Below are 24,044 nucleotides of genomic sequence, written 5' to 3'. Positions count from 1 at the left end.
TGCCGCCCCCGGCGTGTGAGCCGGGCGGTTCAGTTGCCGCCGACTCCGGCCTGACCGGTGGGGAACACGCCGGGGGCGACCGGGACCGAGTCGTAGGTCTGTTTGACGGCCTGGGCGCTCAGTTGCGCGCCGTTCGGCAGCAGGTCGGTGATCGCCAGGTAGGCGGGGATCTGGTTGGACAGGCCGAGGACCTCGGCGGTCTGCAGGTCGGGAACGCCGTACTTCACGCCCGTGTCGGAGACCAGGTAGATCGGGCCGGTGCCGAAGTCGACCTTGGACGAGGCGCCGCGGACCACGGCGGCGCGGCCGGGCGGCATGAAGAAGTGGTCGATGCGCTGGCCGTTGGCGCCCGGGGTGCTGATCCCGACGCTGGTGTAGCGGCTGCCGTCGGCCTTGCGCGGCAGCGGGACCTCGATGCCGACGTGCACGGCGGTGTGCGACTCGGCGTTGTCCCCTTCGCCCCGCACGGTCCAGCCGAGGCAGGCCACCCGGTTGGACACCGGGGTGAGGATCTCGGGCTGGGCGGCCGGGAAGTCGTCGTCCTCGATCACGTCGACGTTCTTGTTCGGCACCTGGGTGATCGCCGACGGCGGCACCGTCGGGATCTCGCGGGCGTTGAGCGACTCGGTGAACCGGATCAGGTCGGCGGTGCTCCGCTTGATCGGCTCGATCCCGTCCCGCTGCACCACGTAGATGTCCTGCTCGGCCGCGCCGGCCCGCTCGACCTGGAACACCGCGCCGACCTTGAGGTTCTGCACGCTGAACCCGGCCGGGGTCTCACCGCTCCCCCTGATCGGCGGCGGCCGCAGTTCGGGCGCCTCCGGGATCGCGTTCAACATCCCGATGGTGATCTTGCGGAGGCTGCCGGCGTCCAGGTTGAGCGCCGCCCGCACCGCGCCCTTGCTCATGTCGACCTTGGCCCGCACCGCGTTGGCGTTGCGGATGTTGGCGGTCTCCGGGGTGCGGTAGACCAGGTACGCCGTGTCATCCGGCGCCTGCACCAGCAGCGCGGTGGTCAGGGTCAGCTCGGGACCGAGCTCCGCAACGCCGGCAAGCACGGTGGTCTCCACCCGGTTCTCGCTGGCCGGGTTGTTCAGGCTGCGGTCGAGGATGTACTCGTCGCACACCGCCCACTGGGACGCGATCCGCTGGTCGTTGCCGGGCAGCACGGACGGCCCGTTCTGGATCCCGGTCAGCCGGCCGCGCGGGATGTCCCGCAGCTCGTCCTCGTCCACCATCGTGGGCTGGACCACGCCGGTGTTGCCGGCCCGGATCTGCGTGGCGGTGCCGCCCTGCTGCTCGGCGCCCGGGTTCTGCCGGGAGAAGAGCAGCAACCGGGCCGAGGCCAGGTTGAACGTGGGGATCAGCTGCCGCGGCTCGTTGATCAGCACGTAGACCTGGCCGGACTGCTTGCTGATCACGATGCCCTCGTCCGGCGGCTTCGGGTCCTGGCTGAGCAGCCCCCAGATCAGGAACCCGACCACGCCGACGGCGGCAAGACAGATCCCGACGACCGTGGCGCGGGTGTGCGTGCGCATGGGGTCGTGCAGCATCACGGCGTCTTTGCGCACCAGCGCCGACTGCATGCGGCGCAGCACGAACCGGTACGCCTGGACCTGTGATTTGGTAGTCGGTGTTGACGGCATTCTCGGCCTGCAGCTCTCCCACTCGCGGTACGGTTTCGCAGAATAGCCGGACCGGCTGACGCGCACGTGGGTTCCGCGATAAACCCCGCGCGACGAGTTGATGACCAGGGGAGATAGCGAGCGGATGTCGGTGACGACGCCTCCACGACAGGGCGGGATGCCGCCGGGGCAACCTCCGCGGCCCCGTGGCGGTCCCGGGGGACCTGGCGGACCGGGTGGTCCCGGCGGCGGTCCGCCGCCGAAGGGCACTCCCCGCCAGCCGACCCCGCCCGCCCGGCCGGGTCCGGTGATGTCCGCCCGGCGCCGGACCAGTGGCGCGAGCCTGGGTGCGCTGCCGGTGACCAACCTGGTGGTGCTCGAGGTCGGGGTGGCGATCGGGCTGGTGTTGCTGGCCATCAACCTGGACCTGAAGTGGGTGGCGATCGGCATCGCCGTCGTCGCCCTGCTGGTGGCGTTCGTGCGCTGGAACGGCCGCTGGTTCACCCAGTGGATCGGGCTCACCGCGCGCTACGCGTTCCGCTCGCACAGCCGGGTCAGCCGGGCCACCGACCACGTGTCGGTGCAGTCGCTGGCCGAGGCCGAGGGCTCCACGGTCACCGGCCCGGACGACCCGCGGGTGGGGCTGCTCCGGGTGATGGTGCCGGACCTGGTGGTCGCACACGCCGTCGACCACGAGCGGCACCCGCTCGGGTTGGCCTGGCACGAGGGCACCTGGACCGCGGTGCTGCTGGTCGATCCGGCCCCGGCCCTGGTCAGCCAGATCGGCGGGGCGCCGAACCTGCCGCTCGGCGCGCTGGCGCCGTGCCTCGAGGACCGCGGCGTGGTGCTGGACACGATTCAGGTGATCTGGCACTGCTACCCCGGCAGCGCGGCGCTGCCGTCCAACTCTCCCGCGCTGGCCTCGTACATGGAGGTGCTCGGCCCGCTGCCGGCGGCGGCCCGGCGCACCACCTGGGTGGCGGTCCGGCTGGACCCGCGGCGCTGCCCGGCCGCGGTCCGGGAGCGCGGCGGCGGCGTGGTCGGCGCGCACCGGGCGCTGATCGGCGCGCTGTCCCGGGTGCGCAACGCCCTGGAGTCGCGCGGCGTGCCGACCCGACCGCTCGATCCGGACGAACTGCTCAAGGCCGGCATCTCGGCGGCCGAGCTGACCGCGGCGGCCGGCGCCACCTCGACCGACGGGGCCACCATGCGGATCGGGCTGCGCGAGCGGTGGACCGGCGTGACCGTGGCCGGGATCGGCCATGCCAGCTACGCGGTCACCGGCTGGCCACGGGGCAAGGCGGCCACCAGCCTCAACGCGTTGACCGGCGTGCGTGCCCTGTCCGCGACGGTGGCGCTTTCGGTGTCGCCGGGCAACGAGGACAACCAGGTCGGCCTGCGCGGGCTGGTCCGAGTGAGCGCCCGCACGCCGCGCGAACTGGTGCACGCCGACGAGCGGCTGTCCGCCATCGCCGACCGCCTCGGCATCACCCTGACCTCGCTGCGCGGCCTGCAGATCGCCGGCCTGGCCGCCACCCTCCCACTGGGAGCCCGAGCATGAGGGAAGGCACCGCCCCACGGCCCGCTCACCCGAGCGGATCGAGCCAAAAGGACACACCATGAGCGGGCCGAACAAGACCGGGTCGAGCCGGCTGCTGGACACGCAGGGTGGGGACCGCGGGATCGCTGCGGAGTTCCTGGTGTCGCCGGCGATGCTGGACGCGGTGAGCCCGTCCGGGGACCGGGGCGGGATGGTGCTCGGGTCCGGGTTGCAGGGCGAGCCGCTGACCATGTCGGCGCTGCGGCCGGCGCCGACCCGGATCGTCGTCGTCGGTGGGCTGTACCTTGCCCGCCAGGTGGCGCTGCGGGCGATGGCGGTCGGCGCCTGGGTGGTGATCGCCACCGGGCGCCCGGCGGCCTGGCAGGTGCTGCAGAAGGCGGCGGGCACCGGGCCGGACGGCCGGCCCGCGCCGCTGGTGCAGATCCGCCGGCTGAGCCCGGTCGAGCTGCCCCGGCCGTCCGAGGACGGTCCGCTGCTGGTGGTGCACGACGGCGGCCCGACGCCGCAGGAGCTGTTCCCGCCGCGGTCGCCGTGGCAGACCACGGTGTACGTGCTGCCGTACATGCACCCGCAGGCCGGCGCGACCGCCAACGCCGCGGATCTGGTGCTGCTGCAACGGCTTCCGGTCGGGCAGGCTCAGCTCGCCGCCCGAATCTGGCGGCTGCCCCCGCCGATGGTGCACCAGTTGACCACGCTCTCCGACGAGCAGGTGGTGGCCCTCGGCCGCAACCTGTGGAAACCGTTCACCCTGGTCACGACGCCACGCGAGCAGCAGATCCTGGGCCCGGTGCGGCGCGGGGACTGATCACGGCCGGCTGCGACACGCCGCATCCGGCGGCATTTTCTGCGCCGGTCGGCGCAAAACGTTCCCGTGTGGACCTAACTGTTCATGGCAACGGTGAGAAACGTTCCGGCTCGCTTGCGTAACCGGTAGTCGTCGACAAGTCTTTTGCGTATCACCTCCGTGTGCGGCCACGGGCGAGGGCTGGCGGTCGCGCACGCCCTGCAAAGGAGATACCCAACATGGCAGAAACTCGCGACAGAGCGTTCCGACGCGTCGCCGGCCTCGGGTTCGTCGCGGCCGCGGCCGTGGCCACCGCGATCGGCGCGGCCGCACCCGCGGCGGCGGCCGAGGGCCAGGTGCTCTACGCCGGATCGGCGGACGCGATCCCGAACAGCTACGTCGTCGTGTTCAACGACGCCCAGGTGACCACGCAGAGCGTGGACGGCCAGGTGCAGTCCTCGACCGCGAAGTACGGCGGCACGGCCGACTACACCTTCCGGTCGGCGCTGCGCGGCTACACCGCCACGATGAGCGAGCAGCAGGCCAAGCAGGTCGCCGCCGACCCGGCCGTGGCCTACGTGCAGCAGAACCGGGTGGTGCACGCGCTGATCGACCAGCCGAACCCGCCGTCGTGGGGCCTGGACCGGGTCGACCAGCGGGATCTGCCGCTGAACAGCAACTACTCGTACAGCACGACCGCCGAGAACGTCAGCGCGTACGTGATCGACACCGGCATCCGGATCAGCCACCAGACCTTCGGCGGCCGGGCCACCTGGCTGACCAACACCACCGGGGACGGCAACAACACCGACTGCAACGGGCACGGCACCCACGTCGCCGGCACCATCGGCGGCTCGCAGTACGGTCTGGCCAAGGGCGTCCGCCTGTTCGCGGTGAAGGTGCTCAACTGCGCCGGTTCCGGCAGCTTCGCCGGCGTGGCCCAGGGCATCGACGCAGTAACCCAGCACCATGCCTCCGGGCCGGCCGTGGCCAACATGAGCCTCGGCGCCGCGGGTTCCGACGCGGCCACCGAGAACGCGGTGCGCAACTCCATCGCCGACGGCGTCACCTACGCGATCGCCTCCGGCAACTCCAACCAGAACGCCTGCAACTTCACCCCGGCCCGGGTCGCCGAGGCGATCACGGTCAACGCCAGCACCCGCACCGACGCGCGTGCCTCGTTCTCCAACTTCGGCACCTGCACCGACATCTTCGCCCCGGGTGAGGGCATCACCTCGGCCTGGATGACCAACGACACCGCCACCAACACGATCAGCGGCACCTCGATGGCCACCCCACACGTGGCCGGCGCGGCGGCGCTGTTCCTGGCCGCCAACCCGACCGCGACGCCCGCGGCGGTGCAGACCGCGCTGACCGGCACCGGCACCCCGAACAAGATCACCAACCCGGGCACCGGCTCGCCGAACACGCTGCTGTTCACCGGCGCCGGGGGCACCCCGCCGCAGCCAGGGCCGTGCCCGGCCGTCACCAACGGCACCGACGTGGCGATCCCGGACCTGGCCACGGTGACCAGCACGATCGCCATCTCCGGCTGCACCGGAACCGCCTCGGCCAGCAGCACGGTCGAGGTGCACATCGTGCACACCTGGCGCGGTGACCTGGTAGTCGACCTGGTCGCGCCGGACGGCACGGTCTACAACCTGCACAACCGGGCCGGCGGCAGCGCCGACAACATCGACCAGGTCTTCACCCGCAACCTGGCCACCGAGACCGCCAACGGCACCTGGACCCTGCGGGTCCGCGACGCCGCGGCGGCCGACGTGGGCCGGATCGACAGCTGGACGCTGGACCTGTGAGCCGGTAGCCCGGACCGCGAGGTCTGACCGGATGTGGCCGTTGCCGGGCACCTGCCGACAACGGCCACAGCCAGCTATACGCCGAACAGACCAATCCATTCCCAAATTTCATTCGTACTGTTCATAAGGCGACCCTACGAAGCGGTCCGACTCTCTTGCGTTACGGGCCTTCGGGCCTGAACCTGAGTTCAGTTCGTTCGCGAACGTCCCACCACCATCTCCATCCACATGCGACCCCACGAGGGCGGGGGTCGCATGTGCCCTGCGACAAGGAGCTGTGCAATGGGTGTAGTCGCTCGATCCCGGAGGGGCCGCTTAGGCCGCCTGGCCGGGCTGGGATTCGTCGCGGCGGCGACCGTCGCGGCGACCGTGGGTATGGCGTCGCCGGCGGCGGCCGAGGGCCAGGTGCTCTACGCCGGTTCGGCCGATGCGATTCCCGGTAGCTACGTCGTCGTGTTCGCCGACTCGGTGTCCGCGCAGACCGTGGACGGCCAGGTGCAGAACACCACGGCGAAGTACGGCGGCCAGGCCAGGTACACCTATCGCGCCGCGCTGCACGGCTACGCGGCCGCGATGACCGAGCAGCAGGCCCGCCGGGTCGCCGCCGACCCCGCGGTGGCCTACGTCCAGCAGGACCGGGTGGTGCACGCCCTTGACGTGCAACCGAACCCGCCCTCCTGGGGCCTGGACCGGGCCGACCAGCGCGACCTGCCGCTGAGCAGCAGCTACACCTTCGACACGACGGCCAACAACGTGGCCGCCTACGTGATCGACACCGGCATCCGGATCAGCCACCAGACCTTCGGTGGCCGGGCCACCTGGCTGACCAACACCACCGGGGACGGCAACAACACCGACTGCAACGGGCACGGCACCCACGTCGCCGGCACCATCGGCGGCTCGCAGTACGGTCTGGCCAAGGGCGTGCAGCTGTTCGCGGTGAAGGTGCTCAACTGCGCCGGTTCCGGCAGCTTCGCCGGCGTGGCCCAGGGCATCGACTTCGTGACCCAGCACCACACCTCCGGCCCGGCCGTGGCCAACATGAGCCTCGGCGCCGCCGGCTCAGACGTCGCCACCGAGAACGCGGTGCGCAACTCCATCGCCGACGGCGTCACCTACGCGATCGCCTCCGGCAACTCCAACCAGAACGCCTGCAACTTCACCCCGGCCCGGGTGGCCGAGGCGATCACGGTGAACGCGTCGGACATCAGCGACGTCCGCGCGTCGTTCTCCAACTTCGGCACCTGCACGGACATCTTCGGCCCCGGCGTCGGCATCACCTCGGCCTGGATGACCAACGACACCGCCACCAACACGATCAGCGGCACCTCGATGGCCACCCCACACGTGGCCGGCGGGGCGGCACTGTGGCTGGCCACCCATCCGAACGACTCGCCGGCCGCCGTGGCCGCCGCACTGGTGGCCAACTCCACCTCGAACAAGATCACCAACCCGGGCACCGGTTCGCCGAACCGGCTGCTGTTCACCAACCCCGGCAATGCCAACCCGGGCGCCCCCGCGGTGACCAACCCGGGCAACCAGACCGGCACCGTCGGATCCCCGGCCAGCCTGCAGCTGACCGCCTCCGGCGGCACCCCGCCGTACACCTGGTCGGCCACCGGGCTGCCCACCGGCCTGTCGATCAACGCCTCGACCGGTCTGATCTCCGGCACGCCGACGACCGCGGGCACGTTCGCCGTGAGCGCCACCGCGACCGACTCGGCCGGCCAGAGCGGGAGCACCTCGTTCTCCTGGACGATCAACAACCCGGGTACCGGATGCGCGCCGGTGACCAACGGCACCGACGTGCAGATTCCGGACCTGGCCACGGTGACCAGCACGATCGTCATCGCGGGTTGCTCGGGCACCGCATCGGCGACGAGCACCATCGAGGTGCACATCGTGCACACCTGGCGGGGCGACCTGGTGGTCGACCTGCTGGCCCCGGACGGCACGGTCTACAACCTGCACAACCGGGCCGGCGGCAGCGCCGACAACATCGACCAGGTCTTCACCCGCAACCTGGCAACCGAGACGGCCAACGGCACCTGGACCCTGCGGGTCCGCGACGCCGCGTTCCTGGACACCGGATTCCTCAACAGTTGGACGCTGGACATCTGACCGGGTAATTCACCAGCTGTGCCGGCCGTCGTCCTCTCCTCCACGGAGGGCGACGGCCGTCACGGTGCTCCGCGCAGGTTCCTGGTGACCGCGGCCCGCGCGGCCAGCTCCGCGTCCGGCGGGTAGTCGACGCCGACCAGAATCAGGCCGTGCGCCGGGGCCACGGCGACCGTGCTCGGCCGTTCGGTCATGGCCAGCAGGGACGCCGGCCAGGCCGGCGGCTTGCGCCCCTCGCCGACCGTGAGCAGCGCGCCGACCAGGCTGCGCACCATGGAGTGGCAGAACGCGTCGGCCGACACGTGCGCCTCGATCACGTCGCCGGCCCGGCGCCAGTCCAGCCGTTGCAGCTCGCGCACGGTGGTGGTGCCCTCGCGCCGCTTGCAGAACGCCACGAAGTCGTGCTCGCCGAGCAGCATGGCCGACGCATCGGTCATCGCCGCCAGGTCCAGCGGGCGCGGCCAGGACACGACGTGCCGGCGCAGCAGCGGCTGCGCCCGCCAGGGGGTGTCGGTCAGCCGGTAGACATAGTGCCGGCGCAGCGCCGCGAACCGGGCGTCGAACTCGGCCGGCACCGGGCGCACGGCGGTGACCCGGACGTCGTCCGGCAGGGCCCGGCCCAGCCGGTTGGTCAGCGGCTCGGGCTCGGTCTCCGCCGGCAGGTCGGCGTGCGCCACCTGGCCGCTGGCGTGCACGCCGGCGTCGGTGCGCCCGGCCACGGTCAGCCGGACGTGCCGGCGCAGCACGTTGGACAGCGCGTACTCGATCACCCCGCAGACCGTGCGCCGGCCGGGCTGTCGGGCCCAGCCGGAGAACTCGGTGCCGTCATAGGCGATGTCCAGCCGGAACCGCGCGAGCCCGCCACCCCCATCCGGGGTGGCGGGCTCGCGGTCAGCGGTGTCGAACGCGCCGGTCAGGACTGGTCCTCGTCCTCCTGCGACGGCGGCAACGAGAACCCGGCCTGTTCCGCGTCCTCCTCGGTGGCGAACCACACCTCGGCCACGGTCCGGTCGTAGTACTCGGTGTCCGGCAGGTGGTAGAGCATCGAGTCGGCGTTGCCCTTGATCGGGAAGCCCTCCGGCTGCGAGCCGTCCTCGAGGGCGGCGTGGCTGCCCTGACCGTACGGGTGCTCGTCGTCGGAGACGCTCTCCTCGACCTCGACCGACTCGTCCACCGCGGCCGGCTCGACCGCGGCGTCGGTGTCCACGTCGGACTCGGCCGGCTGGGCGGCGGTGTCCTTGGCCTTCTTCTCGTCCTTGGCGAACCGGGTCTTGCGGGCCGCCTCGGCCTCGGCCGTGACGGTCTTCTCCTGGACCAGCTCGATGATCGCCATCGGGGCGTTGTCGCCCTTGCGCGGCATCGTCTTCACGATCCGGGTGTAGCCACCGTTGCGGTCGCCGTAGAACGGTCCGATCTCGGTGACCAGGCGGTGCACGACCTCCTTGTCCCGGATCACCCGCATGATCAGCCGGCGGTTGTGCAGGTCACCCCGCTTCGCCTTGGTGATCAGACGTTCGGCGAACGGGCGCAGCCGCTTCGCCTTGGTCTCGGTGGTGTGGATCCGGCCGTGCTGGAACAGCGACGTGGCCAAGTTGGCCAGCATCAGCCGCTCGTGGGCCGGCGACCCGCCGAGACGGGCACCCTTGGTTGGGGTGGGCATCGATACTCCTTGTGGAAATCACCGCTCCGGACCGTCCACTGTGGACAGCGGTCAGAGCTGCTCCGTCTCTGCGTAGTCCTGGCCGTCGTCGTGGTGGGTGTCGGTGCTGACGTCCGACCACCCGTCGCTGCCGTAGTCGGTCGCGGCCGCGGACGGGTCGAACCCGGGCGGGCTGTCCTTGAGCGCGAGGCCGAGGCCGACCAGCTTCATCTTGACCTCGTCGATCGACTTGGCACCGAAGTTGCGGATGTCGAGCAGGTCGGCCTCGCTGCGCGAGACCAGCTCGCCGACCGTGTGGATGCCCTCGCGCTTGAGGCAGTTGTACGAGCGCACGGTGAGGTCGAGGTCCTCGATCGGCATCGCGTAGGCGGCGATGGTGTCCGCCTCCTGCGGCGACGGGCCGATCTCGATGCCCTCGGCGTCCACGTTCAGCTCGCGGGCCAGGCCGAACAGCTCGACCAGGGTCTTGCCGGCGGAGGCGACCGCGTCCCGGGGCGTGATCGACGGTTTGGTCTCCACGTCCAGGATCAGCCGGTCGAAGTCGGTCCGCTGCTCGACTCGGGTGGCCTCGACCTTGTAGGTCACCCGCAGCACCGGCGAGTAGATCGAGTCGACCGGGATCCGGCCGATCTCGGCACCCGCCTGCTTGTTCTGCACGGCCGGCACGTAGCCGCGGCCGCGCTCGACCACCAGCTCGATCTCCAGCTTGCCCTTGCCGTTCAGGGTGGCGATGTGCAGGTCGGGGTTGTGCACGGTGACGCCGGCCGGCGGCACGATGTCGCCCGCGGTCACCTCGCCGGGGCCCTGCTTGCGCAGGTACATGGTGACCGGCTCGTCCTCCTCGGAGCTGACCACCAGCTCCTTGAGGTTGAGGATGATGTCGGTGACGTCCTCCTTGACGCCGGGCACCGTGGTGAACTCGTGCAGCACGCCGTCGATGCGGATGCTGGTCACCGAGGCGCCGGGGATGGAGGACAGCAGCGTGCGCCGCAGGGAGTTGCCCAGCGTGTAACCGAAGCCGGGCTCGAGCGGCTCGATCACGAACCGCGAGCGTGTTTCGTTGACCGGCTCCTCACCGAGGGACGGTCGCTGTGAGATCAGCACTGTGTCGTTCTTCCTTTACCTAGGGGCGCCCGCCATATGACGCCACCGGGATGTGCACCCCGCGTCCGTCCACGGTGGACGGACGCGGGTCGCGACTCACTTCGAGTAGAACTCGACGATGAGCTGCTCCTGCACGGGCACGTCGATCTGCGCCCGCTCGGGAACCTGGTGCACCAGGATCCGCAGGGTGTTCGGGAGGACCTGCAGCCACCCGGGGATCGGGCGGTCGCCGAAGGTCGCCTTGGCGACCTCGAACGGCAGGGTGTTCGCCGACTTCGGCTTCACGTCGATGATGTCGAACTTGGACACCTGGAAGCTCGGGATGTTCACCTTCCTGCCGTTGACCACGAAGTGACCGTGGCTGACCAGCTGGCGCGCCTGCCGCCGGGTGCGGGCCAGGCCCGCCCGGTACACGACGTTGTCCAGCCGGCGCTCCAGCAGCTGCAGCAGGACCTCACCGGTCTTGCCCTTCTGCCGGGTGGCCTCTTCGTAGTAGCGGCGGAACTGGCGCTCGAGCACGCCGTAGGTGTAGCGGGCCTTCTGCTTCTCCTGGAGCTGCAGCAGGTACTCGCTCTCCTTGACCCGGCCGCGGCCGTGCTGGCCGGGCGGGTAGGGGCGGCGCTCGAAGGCCTGGTCGCCGCCGACCAGGTCGACCTTCAGCCGGCGCGAGATCCGGGTCGCGGGGCCGGTGTAACGAGCCATCGTTTGTTCTCCTCCCCGTAGCCCTAGACCCGGCGCCGCTTCGGCGGGCGGCAACCGTTGTGCGGCTGCGGGGTCACGTCCTGGATGGTGCCGACCTCGAGGCCGGCGGCCTGCAACGAACGGATCGCGGTTTCCCGGCCGGAACCGGGGCCCTTGACGAACACGTCGACCTTGCGCATGCCGTGCTCGGCCGCCTTGCGAGCGGCGTTCTCGGCGGCCATCTGCGCGGCGAACGGCGTGGACTTCCGGGACCCCTTGAAGCCGACGTGGCCGCTGGAGGCCCAGCTGATCACGTTGCCGTTCGGGTCCGTGATCGAGACGATCGTGTTGTTGAACGTGCTCTTGATGTGCGCGTGGCCATGCGAGACGTTCTTCTTTTCCTTGCGCCGAACCTTCTTGACGGCGCCAGTGCGTGACTTCGGTGGCATGTTGTGGGTTTCTCTCCTGAGCTTCAGCGCGAGGTGGAAGACGTGGTCTCGTGGTCGGATCCCGACCCGCTGCGCCGGATGCGGGACCCGGCGTCCAGGTAGAGCTCACGAAGTGCCTGCGGACGCGGGCACTTGGGAGCGACCTGCATGGCCACGAAGGGCCGGTTCCGTCGCCGTTGCGTGACGATGGCGACGACACTGCCGCGGGTCTTGCTCACTTCTTCCCGGCCTTCTTCTTTCCGGCGACCGTCTTCTTCGGGCCCTTGCGGGTGCGGGCGTTGGTCTTGGTCCGCTGACCACGGACCGGCAGACCGCGGCGCCACCGCAGGCCCTCGTAACAGCCGATCTCGATCTTGCGTCGAATGTCGGCGTTCACCTCGCGGCGGAGGTCACCCTCTACCTTGAAGTTCTCCTCGATGTAGTCACGCAGCCTGATCACGTCCTCGTCGGAGAGGTCGCGGGCGCGCAAGTCCGGGCTCACCCCGGTGGCGGCCAACAGTTCCTTGGCTCGGGTACGGCCGATGCCGTAGATGTAGGTCAGCGCGATCTCCATCCGCTTCTCGCGGGGGAGGTCGACGCCAGCGAGTCGTGCCATATCTCCTCTAAATGGTTCGTTCCAGGTCTGCTCCCACACCGTCCCGGGCCGACTCTGTTAGCCCGGGCCCCGGCCTGGACTCCGGGGGTGAACCGGACCCGTGTGGTCCGGCAGGTATTGGGAGGTCCTCTGTAGTTGTTTCTGGTGCGTCGGCCGCGACGTGCCGGCGATCAGCCCTGGCGCTGCTTGTGGCGCAGGTTCTCGCAGATCACCATGACCCGCCCGTGACGGCGGATCACCTTGCACTTGTCGCAGATCTTCTTGACGCTTGGCTGGACCTTCACGTCCTTGGTCTCCTGCTTGGGCGCGGGGTCACTTGTAGCGGTAGACGATTCGGCCGCGGGACAGATCGTAGGGCGAAAGCTCCACGACCACCCGGTCCTCGGGCAGGATGCGGATGTAGTGCTGACGCATCTTGCCGCTGATGTGCGCGAGGACCCTGTGCCCGTTCTCCAACTCGACGCGGAACATCGCGTTGGGGAGTGGCTCGACCACGCGACCTTCGACCTCGATGGCCCCGTCCTTCTTGCCCATGTCCTCCGCGTTTCGTGACGTTGTTCAGGTACTGTTCCATGGTGGTCAGCGCGCGCGACGCCCAGCGTTACCCAGTTGGGTGATACGCACGACTGATCCGGCGCAACGGGTGCGCCACCGATCTAGTGTACGCGTGGCGTGCGGGTGACCCCAAATCGGGGGGGTCAGCGACCGGCATCGGCGAAGCAGTGGCCAGCCGTGGTGCCGCCCGGTCCGGACCGCTCAGCAGACCGCGCCGACTCCGGGGTCACTCATCCGGGGCGGTGAGCACCCAGGGGCCGTCCTCGGTGATGCCGACCGTGTGCTCCCAGTGCGCGGCACGAGAGCCGTCGGTGGTGACCACGGTCCAGCCGTCGGCCAGTTCGTCGGTGCTCGGCGAGCCGAGGGTGAGCATCGGCTCGATGGCGACCGCCATGCCGACCCGCAGCCGGGTGCCCTTGCCCGGGCGGCCGTAGTTGGGCAGAAACGGCTCCATGTGCATGGCGGTGCCGATGCCGTGGCCGCCGTACTCCTTCACGATGCCGTACCGGCGGCCGTGTTCACGTCCGGCGGTGCGGGCCGCGGTCTCCACCGCGTGCGAGATGTCGGTGAGCCGGCCGTCCGGGCGGATCGCCGCGATGCCGGCCAGCATGGCCCGCCTGGTCGCCTCGGACAGCTCGAGATCGGCCGGGCCGGCGGTGCCGACCGGGACGGTGACCGCGGCGTCGCCGTGCCAGCCGTCCAGGATCGCGCCGCAGTCGATCGAGATCAGGTCGCCGTCGGCGAGCACCTGGCTCCGGCTCGGGATGCCGTGCACCACCTGCTCGTTCACCGAGGCGCAGATGCTGGCCGGGAAGCCCTGGTAGCCCTTGAACGACGGCACCGCGCCGGCGTCCCGGATGGTCTGCTCGGCCAGCTCGTCCAGCTCGGCCGTGCTCACCCCGGGCCGCACCGCGTCGGTCATCAGGGCCAGCGCCTTGGCCACCACGAGACCGGCGCCGCGCATCGCGGCCAGCTGGTCGGTGGACTTGATCTCGATCATGCGGGCACGCCAGTGCCGGAGCCCGCCGAGCAGTCCACCGCGAGTCACTTCCGGTCGCGCAGCGCGGCCAGGAGCCGGTCGGTGACCTTGTCGACCTCGCCGACGCCGTCCACGGTGACCAGCAGGTCCTGGTAGTAGTCCAGCAGCGGTGCGGTCTCCGACCGGTACACCTGCTGCCGGTGCCGGATGACGTCCTCGGTGTCGTCCGCCCGGCCCCGGGCCATCAGCCGGCTGACCAGGACGTCCTCGTCCACCTGCAGCTCGATCACCGCGTCCAGCACGTCGTCGGTCTCGGCCAGGATCTGCTTGAGCAGGTCGGCCTGGCTGACGTTGCGCGGGAACCCGTCGAGCAGGAAGCCGCGCACGGTGTCCGGCTGGGCCAGCCGCTCCCGGACCAGCTCGTTGGTCAGCTCGTCCGGCACCAGCCGGCCGGCGTCGAGGTACCCCTTCACCCGGTGGCCGAGTTCCGTCTCCTCCCCGATGTGCTGCCGGAACAGCTCTCCGGTGGAGATGTGCGGAACTCCGAGCCTGTCGCTCAACGTCGCTGCCTGAGTGCCCTTGCCTGCCCCAGGCGGACCAACGAGAACGACCCGCGTCATCTGAGGAACCCTTCGTAGTTGCGCTGCATCAGCTGGCTCTCGATCTGCTTGATCGTGTCCAGTCCGACACCGACCATGATCAATACTGCGGTACCCCCGAACGGGAAGTTCTGGTTCTGGCCCTCACCGGTGAGATCCAGGAAGAAGTTGGGCAGGATCGCGATGATGCCCAGGTAGATCGAGCCGGGCAGGGTGATCCGGCTGAGCACGAAGTTCAGGTACTCGGCGGTCGGCCGGCCCGGACGGATGCCCGGGATGAAGCCGCCGAACTTCTTCATCTCGTCGGCCCGCTCGGTCACGTTGAACGTGATCGTGATGTAGAAGTACGTGAAGAAGATGATCAGGCCGAAGTACACCGCGATGTGCACCGGGCTGTCCTGCGGCACCAGGTACGTGTTGATGGTGCGCTGCCACCAGGAGTTCTCCGTGGTGCCGACCAGCCGGGAGATCAGGTCCGGCAGGTACAGCAGCGAGGACGCGAAGATGATCGGGATGACGCCGGCCTGGTTGACCTTCAGCGGCAGGTAGGTCGAGGTCCCGCCGTACATCCGCCGGCCGATCATGCGCTTGGCGTACTGCACCGGGATGCGGCGCTGGCCCTGCTCGACGAACACCACGCTGACGATGATCAGCAGACCGAACGCGCAGACCGCGGTGAAGATCAGGCCACCGGTGGTGTCCTGCTTCCAGATGTTGGCACCCTCGACCGGGATCCGGGCCGCGATGTTGACGAACATCAGCAGCGACATGCCGTTGCCGACGCCCCGCTCGGTGATCAGCTCACCAAGCCACATGATGACCGCGGTGCCGGCGGTCATCGTGATGACGATGATCGTCAGGTCCCAGACGGAGTTGTTGGGGATGATGTCGATCGGCTGGCCGGTGACCGGGTCGGTGCAGTTGCCGAACAGCTGGCCGCGGTCGGCCATCGCCACGATGCCGGTGGCCTGCAGGATGGCCAAGCCGATGGTCAGGTAGCGGGTGTACTGGGTCAGCTTGCCCTGGCCGGCCTGGCCTTCCTTCTTCAGCTGCTCGAACCGCGGGATGACCACGGTGAGCAACTGAATGATGATGCTGGCCGTGATGTAGGGCATGATCCCCAGCGCGAACAGTGACAGCTGCAGCAGCGCGCCACCGCTGAACAGGTTGAGCAGCTGGAACACGCCCTGGTCTTCGACGCTTGCGATGCACTTCTGCACGTTGGGGTAGGAGACCCCGGGCGACGGCAGGGTGGCCCCGATCCGGTACACCGCGATGATCATCAGGGTGAACAGGATCTTGCGGCGCAGATCCGGCGTCGCGAGAGCCGAGCGGAAGGCGCTGAGCACGCGAGACCTCCTCGGCGTCACCGGCATTCGCGCCGGTGAGCGGCTTAGCCGGTTTGGGGCCGGCAGGAACACGGCCTGGCCACCAGGAGCCGGCAAGCCAGGAACGCTTCGGGGGACACTCCACCCGAAGCGTGCTCACGACTCTAACAGGGTCACGCCCCGCAGTTGCACCCCAGGGCAGGTAGAGATTGAGCCGATCCCCTGGATGAGGCCTTGGCTAGCACTGGTCGGGCTGGTTGGCCGGGGCGTCCGGCAGCCGATGTACCACCACCTCGGGGGTCCCCAGCACCGGGGTGTCCGGCTCCACCCGCTCCGCCAGGTTCCGGGATGCCCGCCAGCCCACCACGGCGGCCACGGCGGACAGCCCGGCCGCCATGAGCAGCGTCCACAGGGCCGGCCCCCCGCGCACCCATTGGCCCACCTGGGCGCCCTCGCCCCCGAGCGACCGGTCGAAGGCGGCCAGCCAGAACCGCTGCACAAGGCCGGCCGCACAGACGGTCGCGGCCAGGAACGCGGCGGCCACCACGGCGGCCATCCCGGCCGCCCGGCGCAGCCGCTCGTCGCCCGGCAGCGCCACCGCGAGCAGCGCGGCCAGCAGCACCGCGGCCGCGGCGACCAGCGGCACGCCGAGCAGCGGCGTGCCGGGGCTGCCGGCCAGTTCGAGCCGGGACGGGATCGCCTCCATGAAGTCGTCCCAGCTGGTGATCGTGAGACGGAAGTCGGCCTGCCGCACGTCGGCCAGCACCTGGAACGACCCGATCACGGTCAGGACGGCGGCGGTGAGACCGAACAGCACACCGGCCGCGCCGGCCCGGGTGCCGCGTGGCCACGATTCCATGACCCCGATGGTGACACGAACCGGCTACCGATGGTCGGGCTCGTCCGCCGGGAGATCCGGCAACCGGTGCACCACCGCCGCCCCCTCGTCCGCCGGCAGATCCGGCAACCGGTGCACCACCGCCCCGTCGTCCGCCGGCAGATCCGGCAACCGGTGCACCCCCGCCGCCTCGGGGACGCCCAGGACCGGCGTGTCCGGCTCCACCCGCGCCACCGGGCTCCGCGACATCCGCCAGCCGACCACCGCGGCCAGGGCGGCCAACCCGACCGCCATGAACAGCGTCCACAGCGCCGGTCCGCCCCGCTCCGAGTACTCGGCCGTGCCCGGCACCCGGGACGACAGCGGCGGCTCGAAGGTGTCCAGCCACCAGCGCTGCTCCAGGGCGGCCCCGAACACGGTCGCGGCCAGGAACGCCACGGACAACACGGCGATCATCCCGGCCCTGCGGCGCACCCGTTCACTGCCCGGCAACGCCACCACCAGCAGCGCGGCCAGCAGCACCGCGGCCGCGGCGACCAGCGGCACGCCGTTCAGCGGCTCGGCGAAGCCGGCCTCCACCTCGGCCCCGGACGGCGTGCTGTACGCCCGCACCGCCCAGCTGCTCACCGTGAAATGGATGCTGTTCTGCTGCACGTCGACCAGCAGCTGGAACGATCCGATCACGGTCAGAACGGCGGCGGTGAAACCAAAGAGGACACCGGCCGCGCCGGCCCGGGTGTCACGGGGCGACGGATCCATGAACCGATACTGGCACGAAAAACGGCCGGCAGGGATGCCCCTACCGGCCGTCGCTCGAGAATGCGGTTACAGCGTGGTGGCGGTACCGCCGGCCGCGGTCAGCTTCTCCGTGGCCGTCTTCGAGAAGGCGTGCGCCGTGACGTCCAGCTTGACCGACACGTCGCCGTTGCCGAGCACCTTCACCAGCTTGTTCTTGCGCACCGCGCCGCTGGCCACCAGCTCGTCGACGCCGACCGTGCCGCCCTCGGGGAACAGCTGCGCGATGTCGCCGACGTTCACCGGCTGGTACTCGGTGCGGAAACGGTTGCGGAACCCACGCAACTTGGGCAGCCGCATGTGGATCGGCATCTGGCCGCCCTCGAACGCCACCGGCACGTTCTTGCGGGCCTTGGTGCCCTTCGTGCCGCGACCGGCGGACTTGCCCTTCGAGCCCTCACCGCGGCCCACCCGGGTCTTCTCGGTCTTGGACCCGGGCGCCGGGCGCAGGTGATGGATCTTGATTGCCATCAGTCGATCTCCTCGACGGTCACGAGGTGCCGCACCGTGTGGATCAGGCCGCGGACCTCGGGGGTGTCCTCACGCACCGTCGACTGGCGGATCTTGCGCAGGCCGAGCGTACGCAGCGACTCGCGGTGGTTCCGCTTGGTCCCGATGGTGCTCTTGATCTGGGTCACCTTGAGCTTGGCCATGGCACTCACGCTCCCTGCCCGGCGGCCCGCGCGCGCAGCATTCCGGCCGGGGCCACGTCCTCGAGCGGCAGGCCGCGGCGGGCGGCCACCTCCTCCGGACGCTGCAGGCCCTTCAGCGCGGCCACGGTCGCGTGCACGATGTTGATCGCATTGTCGCTGCCGAGCGACTTGGACAGCACGTCGTGGACACCGGCGCACTCCAGCACCGCGCGGACCGGGCCGCCGGCGATGACACCGGTACCGGCGCTGGCCGGGCGAAGCAGCACCACGCCGGCCGCCTCCTCACCCTGGATGGGGTGCGGAATGGTGCCGCCGATCCGGGGAACGCGGAAGAAATTCTTCTTCGCCTCCTCGACGCCCTTGGCGATCGCGGCCGGCACCTCCTTGGCCTTGCCGTAGCCGACCCCGACCATGCCGTCACCGTCGCCAACCACGACCAGCGCGGTGAAGCTGAACCGGCGACCACCCTTCACGACCTTGGCGACCCGGTTGATCGCCACGACCCGTTCGATGTGCGGGGTCTTCTCCTGGGCCGCCCCGCCACGGCCGCTGTCGCGCCGGTCCCGGCGGTCCCGGCGGTCGCCGCGCTCTCCGCGGTCGCCACCCTGGCCGCCCTGACCGCCGCCGAATTGCCGTGTACGTCCCGGCATCAGGCGTTCCTTCCCGTCTTGTCACTCTGCATGTCAGAACTCCAGCCCGGCTTCGCGGGCCGCGTCGGCCAGCGCCGCGATCCGGCCGTGGTAGTCGTGGCCGCCGCGGTCGAACACGACCCGGCTGATCCCGGCGCTCTTGGCCCGGTCGGCGAGCAGCTGGCCGACCTTGGCCGACCTCGCCTTCTTGTCGCCGTCCACGGCCCGCACGTCGGCCTCCAGGCTGGTCGCCGAGGCGATCGTGTGGCCGGCGAGGTCGTCGACGAGCTGCGCGACGATGTGCCGGGAGGACCGGGTGACCACGAGGCGGGGCCGCTCCGGCGTGCCGCCGACCCGCTTGCGGAGCCGGAAGTGCCGGCGGGTCTTGGCGATCCGGCGCCGGGTGGAGATGTCCTTGCCCACCGGCTTGCGCTTGGTTCGCGCGGCTTGCTTGTCAGAGCCGCGCTGGGCCACAGTTGCTTCAGCCATGATCACTTACCCGTCTTTCCGACCTTGCGGCGGATTTTCTCGCCGGCGTAGCGCACACCCTTGCCCTTGTACGGGTCGGGCTTGCGCAGCTTGCGGATGTTCGCGGCCACCTCGCCGACTCGCTGCTTGTCGATGCCCTGCACGGAGAACCGAGTCGCGGCCTCGACCGTGAACGTGATCCCCTCCGGCGGGCTGACCTTCACCGGGTGGCTGAAGCCGAGCGAGAACTCGAGGTCGCTGCCCCTGAGCACGACGCGGTAACCGACGCCGTAGATCTCCAGCTTCTTCTCGTATCCGTCGGTGACGCCGACGACCAGGTTGTTCACCAGGGACCGGGTCAACCCGTGCAGGGCGCGGTTCTGGCGCTCGTCGTTCGGGCGCGTCACCGCGAGCGTGCCGTCCTCGGCCCGCTCGACCGAGATCGGCTCGGCGACGGTGTGCGACAGGGTGCCCTTGGGCCCCTTCACCGTGACCTGCTGCCCGTCGATCGTCACGTCCACTCCGGACGGAACCGGAATCGGCAGCTTTCCGATGCGCGACATGGGTTCCCCTTACCAGACGTAGGCGAGGACTTCCCCGCCCACACCCTGCTTGCCGGCCTGCCGATCGGTGAGCAGCCCGGACGACGTCGAGATGATCGCCACGCCGAGGCCGCCGAGCACCTTGGGCAAACCGGTCGACTTGGCGTAGACCCGCAACCCGGGCTTGGACACGCGGCGCAAGCCGGCGATGCTCCGCTCCCGGTTGGGGCCGTACTTGAGCTCCACGATCAGGTTCCTGCCCTGCTCGGCGTCCTCGCTGCGGTAACCGGTGATGTAGCCCTCACGCTTGAGGATCTCCGCGATGTTCGCCTTGAGCTTGGAGTGCGGCAGGACGACCTCGTCGTGGTACGCCGAGTTCGCGTTGCGCAGACGAGTCAAGAAGTCTGCGATCGGGTCGGTCATCGTCATGGTGACCTGTCAACCTTTCTCGCCGTGGTTCCCGGCCGGGCCGGGCCTGTGGCGAACCTCTGGAGTCGTGGAGGGGAGCTGGAGCCTCACCAGCTGGACTTGCTCACGCCGGGCAGCTCACCGCGGTGCGCCATCTCCCGCACGCAGATCCGGCACAGGCCGAACTTGCGCAGCACCGCGCGCGGCCGGCCGCAGCGCTGGCAGCGGGTGTACGCCCGCACCTTGAACTTCGGCTTGCGCGCCGCTTTGTGGACCAGAGCCTTCTTCGCCATTGGCTAGTTCTCCCTGAACGGGAAGCCCAGGTGCCGCAGGAGCGCCCGGCCCTCCTCGTCGTTGACCGCGGTGGTGACGAGCGTGATGTCCATGCCGCGCTGCCGGTCGATGCTGTCCGGGTCGATCTCGTGGAACATCGACTGCTCGTTGAGACCGAAGGTGTAGTTGCCGTTGCCGTCGAACTGCTTGGGCGACAGGCCACGGAAGTCGCGGATACGGGGCAGCGCGATGGTCAGCAGCCGGTCCAGGAACTCCCACATCCGGTCGCCGCGCAGGGTGACCTTGGCGCCGATCGGCATGCCCTCGCGCAGCTTGAACTGCGCGATGGACTTGCGCGCCTTGCGGACCTCCGGCCGCTGGCCGGTGATGGTGGCCAGGTCGCGGATCGCACCCTCGATCAGCTTGCCGTCCCGGGCGGCGTCGCCGACGCCCATGTTGACCACGATCTTGACCACCCGGGGGATCTGCATCGCGTTGCCGAACTTGAAGTCGTTCTGCAGCGCCGGCACGATCTCCTTGCGGTAGCGGGTCTTCAGCCGGGGAACGAGCTTCTCTGCGGTACTCATCAGATCTCCTTCCCCTTCCCGTGCGGGCCCTTGGCGATGCGCACCTTGCGGCCGTCATCGTTGATCTTGTAGCCGACCCGGACCGGCTTGCCGTCGTGGACCAGCATCACGTTGCTGACGTGGATCGGCGCTTCCTGCGTGATGATCCCGCCGGACTTCGCGCCGCGCTGGGTCTGGGTGATCCGGGTGTGCTTCTTGACCCGGTTGACGCCCTCCACGAGCACCTTGTCGTCCTTCGGGTAGGCCTGGATGACCTTGCCCCGGGCGCCCTTGTCCTTGCCCGCGATGACGAGCACGGTGTCGCCCTTCTTGATTTTCATGTCAGAGCACCTCCGGTGCCAGCGAGATGATCTTCATGAACTTCTTGTCGCGCAGCTCGCGGCCGACCGGACCGAAGATGCGGGTGCCGCGCGGCTCGTTGTCCGGCTTGATCAGCACCGCGGCGTTCTCGTCGAACCGGATGTAGCTGCCGTCCGGACGGCGCTTCTCCTTCGCGGTGCGGACCACGACCGCCTTGACGATGTCGCCCTTCTTCACGGCGGCACCCGGGATCGCGTCCTTGACCGTCGCGACGATGATGTCGCCGATGCCCGCGTAGCGACGCGCCGAACCGCCGAGCACCCGGATGCACAGGATCTCCTTGGCACCGGTGTTGTCGGCGACCCGCAGTCGGGACTCCTGCTGGATCATTTCGCCTTCTCCACGATCTTCACGAGTCGCCAGCGCTTGGTGGCCGACAGCGGCCGGGTCTCCATCAGCAGCACGCGGTCGCCGATGCCGGCGGTGTTCTCCTCGTCGTGCGCCTTCACCTTGGTGGTGGACCGCATCACCTTGCCGTACAGCGGGTGCTTCTTGCGGTCCTCGAGGGCGACCACGATCGTCTTGTTCATCTTGTCGGACACCACGAGGCCCTCGCGCACCTTGCGGCGGCCACGGCTCTTGTCATGGAAGATCTCGCCGGTGTCGATCGGCTCGGTCATGCCACACCCTCACTGTTCGGCGCCTCGTCGGGGGACACCGAGAGGCCTAGCTCGCGCTCGCGCATCACGGTGTAGATCCGGGCGATGTCGTGCCGGACCGTGCGCAGCCGGCGGTTGTTGTCCATCTGACCGGTGGCCATCTGGAACCGGAGGTTGAACAGCTCCGCCTTCGACTCGCGCAACCGCAGCACCAGCTCCTCGTCGTTGAGCTCGCGCAGCTCGGCGGCCTGGATACCGGATGCCATCAGAAGTCACCACCCTCGCGCGTGACGATGCGGCACTTCATCGGAAGCTTGTGCATGGCCCGGCGCAGTGCCTCACGCGCCACGGTCTCGTTCGGGAAGCTCAGCTCGAACATGACCCGGCCCGGCTTGACGTTGGCGATCCAGTACTCCGGCGAGCCCTTGCCGGAACCCATCCGGGTCTCGGCCGGCTTCTTGGTCAGCGGCCGGTCCGGGAAGATGTTGATCCACACCTTGCCGCCACGGCGGATGTGCCGGTTGATGGCGATACGTGCGGACTCGATCTGCCGGTTCGTCACGTACGCAGGCGACAGCGCCTGGATGCCGTACTCGCCGAAGTTGACCCGGGTACCGCCCTTGGCCGCACCCGCCCGCTTCGGGTGGTGCTGCTTGCGGTGCCTCACCTTGCGTGGGATGAGCACGACTCAGCCCTCCCCGTTCTCCGTGTCGGCCTGGTTGGCTGCCCGCGGCGCCTCGCCGACACCGTTGGTCGCCGCGTTGTTGGTCTCGGCCGCCGCCTGCTCGGCGGACGCTGCCGCGGCCGCGTCCGCACGACCCGCATCGGTGCCGGTGGGGGTGGTGCCGGTCGCGCCGGACCGGCGAGCCCTGGTCGGCCGCTCGCGCCGCGGGGCGCGCTGCTCGGGCGCGTGCGCCGCGGTGTCCCGCTCGCGCCGGCCGCCGACCACGTCACCCTTGAAGATCCACACCTTGACGCCGATCCGGCCGAAGGTGGTGCGGGCCTCGAAGAAGCCGTAGTCGATGTCGGCGCGCAGCGTGTGCAGCGGCACCCGGCCCTCGCGGTAGTGCTCGGAGCGGGACATCTCGGCACCGCCGAGCCGGCCGCTGCACTGCACCCGGATGCCCTTGACCTGCGGCGAGCGCATGGCCGACTGGATGGCCTTGCGCATCGCGCGGCGGAACGACACCCGGTTGGACAGCTGCTCGGCGGTCACCTGGGCGACCAGCTGCGCGTCCGCCTCGGGGTTCTTCACCTCGAGGATGTTCAGCTGCACCTGCTTGCGGGTCAGCTTCTCCAGCTCGCCGCGGATCCGGTCGGCCTCGGCGCCGCGCCGGCCGATCACGATGCCCGGCCGGGCGGTGTGGATGTCGACCCGCACCCGGTCCCGGGTGCGCTCGATCTCCACCTTGGAGATGCCGGCCCGCTCCATGCCCTTGGAGAGCAGACGGCGGATCTTGACGTCCTCCGCCACGTACTCCGCGTACTGCTTGTCGGCGTACCAGCGGGACTTCCAGTCGGTGGTGATCCCCAGCCGGAAGCCATGCGGGTTGATCTTCTGTCCCACTAGCTGGCACTCCTCTTCGCACTGGACTTGCGGCCGCCGCTCTTGGCGGTCGCAGCCTTCGCGGGCTTCTTCTCGATCTTGATCGACTCGAGCTCGATGGTGATGTGGCTGGTGCGCTTGCGGATCCGGTAGGCGCGACCTTGCGCGCGCGGCCGGAACCGCTTGAGGGTCGGGCCCTCGTCCACGTAGGCCGCGCTCACCCAGAGCGTGTCCGGGTCGAGGTCGAGGTTGTTCTCGGCGTTGGCCACGGCGCTGGCGAGCACCTTGGCCACCGGCTCACTTGCGGCCTGCGGGGCGAACTGGAGCACGGCCAGGGCATCGCTGGCGCTGCGACCCCGGATGAGGTCGACGACCCGGCGCACCTTCATCGGGGTGGCCCGGACGTAGCGAGCCCGAGCGATGGCGCGCGGGAGCTCCTCCTGCGCCACCTCTGCGTTGCGGGCGTTCATCGCGTTGCTTTCCCTTACTTG

33 protein-coding genes are annotated in these 24,044 nt (G+C 69.9%); 4 read left to right on the top strand and 29 right to left on the bottom strand.

Annotated elements, in window-relative coordinates; translation table 11 throughout:
* Positions 1-29: 29 nt before the first annotated feature.
* The gene (gene eccB / locus VFV67_RS03190) at positions 30-1,646 is read right to left on the bottom strand and encodes a type VII secretion protein EccB (RefSeq protein WP_326467041.1); all 1,617 of its coding nucleotides are present in this window, start codon (positions 1,644-1,646) and stop codon (positions 30-32) included.
* A gap of 289 nt (positions 1,647-1,935) precedes the next feature.
* Here eccB and eccE point away from each other — a divergent pair, with 289 nt between their 5' ends.
* The 4 genes from eccE (at position 1,936) to VFV67_RS03170 (ending at position 7,908) form a co-directional block, all read left to right on the top strand.
* Entirely contained in the window at positions 1,936-3,186 is a 1,251-nt protein-coding gene (gene eccE, locus VFV67_RS03185; protein WP_326467040.1) for a type VII secretion protein EccE, read from the top strand.
* Between the two features lie 58 nt (positions 3,187-3,244).
* Complete coding sequence (locus VFV67_RS03180; RefSeq protein ID WP_326467038.1) at positions 3,245-3,991, top strand: hypothetical protein; 747 nt, start codon at positions 3,245-3,247, stop codon at positions 3,989-3,991.
* A 218-nt stretch (positions 3,992-4,209) separates the two neighbouring features.
* A complete protein-coding gene (locus VFV67_RS03175) occupies positions 4,210-5,787 on the top strand; it encodes a S8 family peptidase (RefSeq protein WP_326467037.1) in 1,578 nt (525 codons plus the stop codon).
* 282 nt (positions 5,788-6,069) lie between these two features.
* A complete protein-coding gene (locus VFV67_RS03170) occupies positions 6,070-7,908 on the top strand; it encodes a S8 family peptidase (RefSeq protein WP_326467036.1) in 1,839 nt (612 codons plus the stop codon).
* Positions 7,909-7,967: 59 nt separating this feature from the next.
* On the opposite strand, the gene truA is transcribed toward VFV67_RS03170, so the two are convergent.
* From truA to rplV, 28 genes are all read right to left on the bottom strand, one after another.
* Positions 7,968-8,747, bottom strand: coding sequence for a tRNA pseudouridine(38-40) synthase TruA (gene truA, locus VFV67_RS03165; protein WP_326467072.1), 780 nt, complete (start codon positions 8,745-8,747; stop codon positions 7,968-7,970).
* A 71-nt stretch (positions 8,748-8,818) separates the two neighbouring features.
* Positions 8,819-9,565, bottom strand: coding sequence for a 50S ribosomal protein L17 (gene rplQ / locus VFV67_RS36720; protein ID WP_414636158.1), 747 nt, complete (start codon positions 9,563-9,565; stop codon positions 8,819-8,821).
* A gap of 51 nt (positions 9,566-9,616) precedes the next feature.
* Positions 9,617-10,669, bottom strand: coding sequence for a DNA-directed RNA polymerase subunit alpha (locus VFV67_RS03155; protein WP_326467034.1), 1,053 nt, complete (start codon positions 10,667-10,669; stop codon positions 9,617-9,619).
* Between the two features lie 96 nt (positions 10,670-10,765).
* Complete coding sequence (gene rpsD, locus VFV67_RS03150) at positions 10,766-11,371, bottom strand: 30S ribosomal protein S4 (protein WP_326467032.1); 606 nt, start codon at positions 11,369-11,371, stop codon at positions 10,766-10,768.
* A gap of 23 nt (positions 11,372-11,394) precedes the next feature.
* Positions 11,395-11,799, bottom strand: coding sequence for a 30S ribosomal protein S11 (rpsK, locus tag VFV67_RS03145; protein WP_326467031.1), 405 nt, complete (start codon positions 11,797-11,799; stop codon positions 11,395-11,397).
* A 214-nt stretch (positions 11,800-12,013) separates the two neighbouring features.
* Positions 12,014-12,394 (bottom strand): 30S ribosomal protein S13, encoded by a 381-nt coding sequence (gene rpsM / locus VFV67_RS03140; protein WP_326467029.1) that lies wholly within the window; start codon positions 12,392-12,394, stop codon positions 12,014-12,016.
* A 170-nt stretch (positions 12,395-12,564) separates the two neighbouring features.
* Entirely contained in the window at positions 12,565-12,678 is a 114-nt protein-coding gene (gene rpmJ / locus VFV67_RS03135; RefSeq protein ID WP_010148647.1) for a 50S ribosomal protein L36, read from the bottom strand.
* A gap of 28 nt (positions 12,679-12,706) precedes the next feature.
* Positions 12,707-12,928 carry a translation initiation factor IF-1 gene (infA, locus tag VFV67_RS03130; RefSeq protein ID WP_029136093.1) on the bottom strand — a complete coding sequence of 74 codons (222 nt, stop codon included), beginning with the start codon at positions 12,926-12,928 and terminating at the stop codon, positions 12,707-12,709.
* A 247-nt stretch (positions 12,929-13,175) separates the two neighbouring features.
* Entirely contained in the window at positions 13,176-13,949 is a 774-nt protein-coding gene (gene map / locus VFV67_RS03125) for a type I methionyl aminopeptidase (protein ID WP_326467027.1), read from the bottom strand.
* Positions 13,950-13,993: 44 nt separating this feature from the next.
* Positions 13,994-14,548, bottom strand: a complete 555-nt coding sequence (locus VFV67_RS03120; RefSeq protein WP_326467025.1) for an adenylate kinase — start codon at positions 14,546-14,548, stop codon at positions 13,994-13,996.
* Complete coding sequence (secY, locus tag VFV67_RS03115) at positions 14,545-15,876, bottom strand: preprotein translocase subunit SecY (RefSeq protein ID WP_326467023.1); 1,332 nt, start codon at positions 15,874-15,876, stop codon at positions 14,545-14,547. The genes VFV67_RS03120 and secY overlap by 4 nt, the downstream gene beginning before the upstream one ends.
* Before the next feature lie 217 nt (positions 15,877-16,093).
* On the bottom strand, positions 16,094-16,714 hold the full coding sequence (locus tag VFV67_RS03110) for a hypothetical protein (protein ID WP_326467022.1): 621 nt from the start codon (positions 16,712-16,714) through the stop codon (positions 16,094-16,096).
* A gap of 24 nt (positions 16,715-16,738) precedes the next feature.
* Positions 16,739-17,452 (bottom strand): hypothetical protein, encoded by a 714-nt coding sequence (locus tag VFV67_RS03105; protein ID WP_326467021.1) that lies wholly within the window; start codon positions 17,450-17,452, stop codon positions 16,739-16,741.
* A gap of 66 nt (positions 17,453-17,518) precedes the next feature.
* Positions 17,519-17,959: a 50S ribosomal protein L15 gene (gene rplO, locus VFV67_RS03100; RefSeq protein ID WP_326467020.1), complete on the bottom strand. Its 441-nt coding sequence runs from the start codon at positions 17,957-17,959 to the stop codon at positions 17,519-17,521.
* The gene (gene rpmD, locus VFV67_RS03095; protein WP_326467018.1) at positions 17,959-18,141 is read right to left on the bottom strand and encodes a 50S ribosomal protein L30; all 183 of its coding nucleotides are present in this window, start codon (positions 18,139-18,141) and stop codon (positions 17,959-17,961) included. The genes rplO and rpmD overlap by 1 nt, the downstream gene beginning before the upstream one ends.
* Before the next feature lie 5 nt (positions 18,142-18,146).
* A complete protein-coding gene (gene rpsE / locus VFV67_RS03090) occupies positions 18,147-18,791 on the bottom strand; it encodes a 30S ribosomal protein S5 (protein WP_326467016.1) in 645 nt (214 codons plus the stop codon).
* A gap of 33 nt (positions 18,792-18,824) precedes the next feature.
* Positions 18,825-19,259 (bottom strand): 50S ribosomal protein L18, encoded by a 435-nt coding sequence (gene rplR, locus VFV67_RS03085; protein WP_326467014.1) that lies wholly within the window; start codon positions 19,257-19,259, stop codon positions 18,825-18,827.
* Between the two features lie 2 nt (positions 19,260-19,261).
* Positions 19,262-19,801, bottom strand: a complete 540-nt coding sequence (gene rplF, locus VFV67_RS03080; protein WP_326467013.1) for a 50S ribosomal protein L6 — start codon at positions 19,799-19,801, stop codon at positions 19,262-19,264.
* 9 nt (positions 19,802-19,810) lie between these two features.
* Positions 19,811-20,209, bottom strand: a complete 399-nt coding sequence (gene rpsH / locus VFV67_RS03075; protein ID WP_326467012.1) for a 30S ribosomal protein S8 — start codon at positions 20,207-20,209, stop codon at positions 19,811-19,813.
* 86 nt (positions 20,210-20,295) lie between these two features.
* On the bottom strand, positions 20,296-20,481 hold the full coding sequence (locus VFV67_RS03070) for a type Z 30S ribosomal protein S14 (protein WP_326467010.1): 186 nt from the start codon (positions 20,479-20,481) through the stop codon (positions 20,296-20,298).
* Between the two features lie 3 nt (positions 20,482-20,484).
* A complete protein-coding gene (rplE, locus tag VFV67_RS03065; RefSeq protein WP_326467008.1) occupies positions 20,485-21,048 on the bottom strand; it encodes a 50S ribosomal protein L5 in 564 nt (187 codons plus the stop codon).
* Complete coding sequence (gene rplX, locus VFV67_RS03060) at positions 21,048-21,368, bottom strand: 50S ribosomal protein L24 (RefSeq protein WP_326467006.1); 321 nt, start codon at positions 21,366-21,368, stop codon at positions 21,048-21,050. The genes rplE and rplX overlap by 1 nt, the downstream gene beginning before the upstream one ends.
* A 1-nt stretch (position 21,369) precedes the next feature.
* Positions 21,370-21,738, bottom strand: coding sequence for a 50S ribosomal protein L14 (gene rplN, locus VFV67_RS03055; RefSeq protein ID WP_325162124.1), 369 nt, complete (start codon positions 21,736-21,738; stop codon positions 21,370-21,372).
* Positions 21,735-22,028: a 30S ribosomal protein S17 gene (gene rpsQ, locus VFV67_RS03050; RefSeq protein WP_326467004.1), complete on the bottom strand. Its 294-nt coding sequence runs from the start codon at positions 22,026-22,028 to the stop codon at positions 21,735-21,737. The genes rplN and rpsQ overlap by 4 nt, the downstream gene beginning before the upstream one ends.
* Complete coding sequence (rpmC, locus tag VFV67_RS03045; RefSeq protein WP_326467003.1) at positions 22,025-22,273, bottom strand: 50S ribosomal protein L29; 249 nt, start codon at positions 22,271-22,273, stop codon at positions 22,025-22,027. Before rpmC ends, rpsQ begins: the two co-directional genes overlap by 4 nt.
* On the bottom strand, positions 22,273-22,692 hold the full coding sequence (rplP, locus tag VFV67_RS03040) for a 50S ribosomal protein L16 (protein ID WP_326467001.1): 420 nt from the start codon (positions 22,690-22,692) through the stop codon (positions 22,273-22,275). Before rplP ends, rpmC begins: the two co-directional genes overlap by 1 nt.
* A 3-nt stretch (positions 22,693-22,695) precedes the next feature.
* A complete protein-coding gene (rpsC, locus tag VFV67_RS03035; protein ID WP_326466999.1) occupies positions 22,696-23,574 on the bottom strand; it encodes a 30S ribosomal protein S3 in 879 nt (292 codons plus the stop codon).
* Positions 23,574-24,023, bottom strand: coding sequence for a 50S ribosomal protein L22 (rplV, locus tag VFV67_RS03030; RefSeq protein ID WP_326466998.1), 450 nt, complete (start codon positions 24,021-24,023; stop codon positions 23,574-23,576). The genes rpsC and rplV overlap by 1 nt, the downstream gene beginning before the upstream one ends.
* Between the last annotated feature and the right edge of the window lie 21 nt (positions 24,024-24,044).

The sequence above is a fragment of the Actinophytocola sp. genome, from assembly GCF_035762905.1.
Taxonomy (GTDB): Bacteria; Actinomycetota; Actinomycetes; order Mycobacteriales; family Pseudonocardiaceae; genus DASYTH01.
The sequence above is the reverse complement of the archived record's forward strand: the minus strand, read 5'-3'. Positions and strand labels throughout refer to the sequence as shown.

What these genes read in the sequence shown, in the direction of transcription:
- VFV67_RS03175 (WP_326467037.1), top strand. Translation starts at nt 4,210, where the DNA reads ATGGCAGAAACTCGCGACAGAGCGTTCCGACGCGTCGCCGGCCTCGGG.
- rplE (WP_326467008.1), bottom strand. Translation starts at nt 21,048, where the DNA reads ATGAGTACCGCAGAGAAGCTCGTTCCCCGGCTGAAGACCCGCTACCGC.
- rplN (WP_325162124.1), bottom strand. Translation starts at nt 21,738, where the DNA reads ATGATCCAGCAGGAGTCCCGACTGCGGGTCGCCGACAACACCGGTGCC.
- VFV67_RS03110 (WP_326467022.1), bottom strand. Translation starts at nt 16,714, where the DNA reads ATGGAATCGTGGCCACGCGGCACCCGGGCCGGCGCGGCCGGTGTGCTG.
- VFV67_RS03180 (WP_326467038.1), top strand. Translation starts at nt 3,245, where the DNA reads ATGAGCGGGCCGAACAAGACCGGGTCGAGCCGGCTGCTGGACACGCAG.
- rplF (WP_326467013.1), bottom strand. Translation starts at nt 19,801, where the DNA reads ATGTCGCGCATCGGAAAGCTGCCGATTCCGGTTCCGTCCGGAGTGGAC.
- rpsD (WP_326467032.1), bottom strand. Translation starts at nt 11,371, where the DNA reads ATGGCTCGTTACACCGGCCCCGCGACCCGGATCTCGCGCCGGCTGAAG.
- VFV67_RS03070 (WP_326467010.1), bottom strand. Translation starts at nt 20,481, where the DNA reads ATGGCGAAGAAGGCTCTGGTCCACAAAGCGGCGCGCAAGCCGAAGTTC.
- eccB (WP_326467041.1), bottom strand. Translation starts at nt 1,646, where the DNA reads ATGCCGTCAACACCGACTACCAAATCACAGGTCCAGGCGTACCGGTTC.
- rpsQ (WP_326467004.1), bottom strand. Translation starts at nt 22,028, where the DNA reads ATGACCGAGCCGATCGACACCGGCGAGATCTTCCATGACAAGAGCCGT.
- rpsH (WP_326467012.1), bottom strand. Translation starts at nt 20,209, where the DNA reads ATGACGATGACCGACCCGATCGCAGACTTCTTGACTCGTCTGCGCAAC.
- map (WP_326467027.1), bottom strand. Translation starts at nt 13,949, where the DNA reads ATGATCGAGATCAAGTCCACCGACCAGCTGGCCGCGATGCGCGGCGCC.
- rplO (WP_326467020.1), bottom strand. Translation starts at nt 17,959, where the DNA reads ATGGCAATCAAGATCCATCACCTGCGCCCGGCGCCCGGGTCCAAGACC.
- rpmD (WP_326467018.1), bottom strand. Translation starts at nt 18,141, where the DNA reads ATGGCCAAGCTCAAGGTGACCCAGATCAAGAGCACCATCGGGACCAAG.
- VFV67_RS03105 (WP_326467021.1), bottom strand. Translation starts at nt 17,452, where the DNA reads ATGGATCCGTCGCCCCGTGACACCCGGGCCGGCGCGGCCGGTGTCCTC.
- rpsE (WP_326467016.1), bottom strand. Translation starts at nt 18,791, where the DNA reads ATGCCGGGACGTACACGGCAATTCGGCGGCGGTCAGGGCGGCCAGGGT.
- rplV (WP_326466998.1), bottom strand. Translation starts at nt 24,023, where the DNA reads ATGAACGCCCGCAACGCAGAGGTGGCGCAGGAGGAGCTCCCGCGCGCC.
- rpsK (WP_326467031.1), bottom strand. Translation starts at nt 11,799, where the DNA reads ATGCCACCGAAGTCACGCACTGGCGCCGTCAAGAAGGTTCGGCGCAAG.
- eccE (WP_326467040.1), top strand. Translation starts at nt 1,936, where the DNA reads ATGTCCGCCCGGCGCCGGACCAGTGGCGCGAGCCTGGGTGCGCTGCCG.
- rplR (WP_326467014.1), bottom strand. Translation starts at nt 19,259, where the DNA reads ATGGCTGAAGCAACTGTGGCCCAGCGCGGCTCTGACAAGCAAGCCGCG.
- rplX (WP_326467006.1), bottom strand. Translation starts at nt 21,368, where the DNA reads ATGAAAATCAAGAAGGGCGACACCGTGCTCGTCATCGCGGGCAAGGAC.
- rpmC (WP_326467003.1), bottom strand. Translation starts at nt 22,273, where the DNA reads ATGGCATCCGGTATCCAGGCCGCCGAGCTGCGCGAGCTCAACGACGAG.
- infA (WP_029136093.1), bottom strand. Translation starts at nt 12,928, where the DNA reads ATGGGCAAGAAGGACGGGGCCATCGAGGTCGAAGGTCGCGTGGTCGAG.
- VFV67_RS03120 (WP_326467025.1), bottom strand. Translation starts at nt 14,548, where the DNA reads ATGACGCGGGTCGTTCTCGTTGGTCCGCCTGGGGCAGGCAAGGGCACT.
- rpsM (WP_326467029.1), bottom strand. Translation starts at nt 12,394, where the DNA reads ATGGCACGACTCGCTGGCGTCGACCTCCCCCGCGAGAAGCGGATGGAG.
- rplQ (WP_414636158.1), bottom strand. Translation starts at nt 9,565, where the DNA reads ATGCCCACCCCAACCAAGGGTGCCCGTCTCGGCGGGTCGCCGGCCCAC.
- VFV67_RS03170 (WP_326467036.1), top strand. Translation starts at nt 6,070, where the DNA reads ATGGGTGTAGTCGCTCGATCCCGGAGGGGCCGCTTAGGCCGCCTGGCC.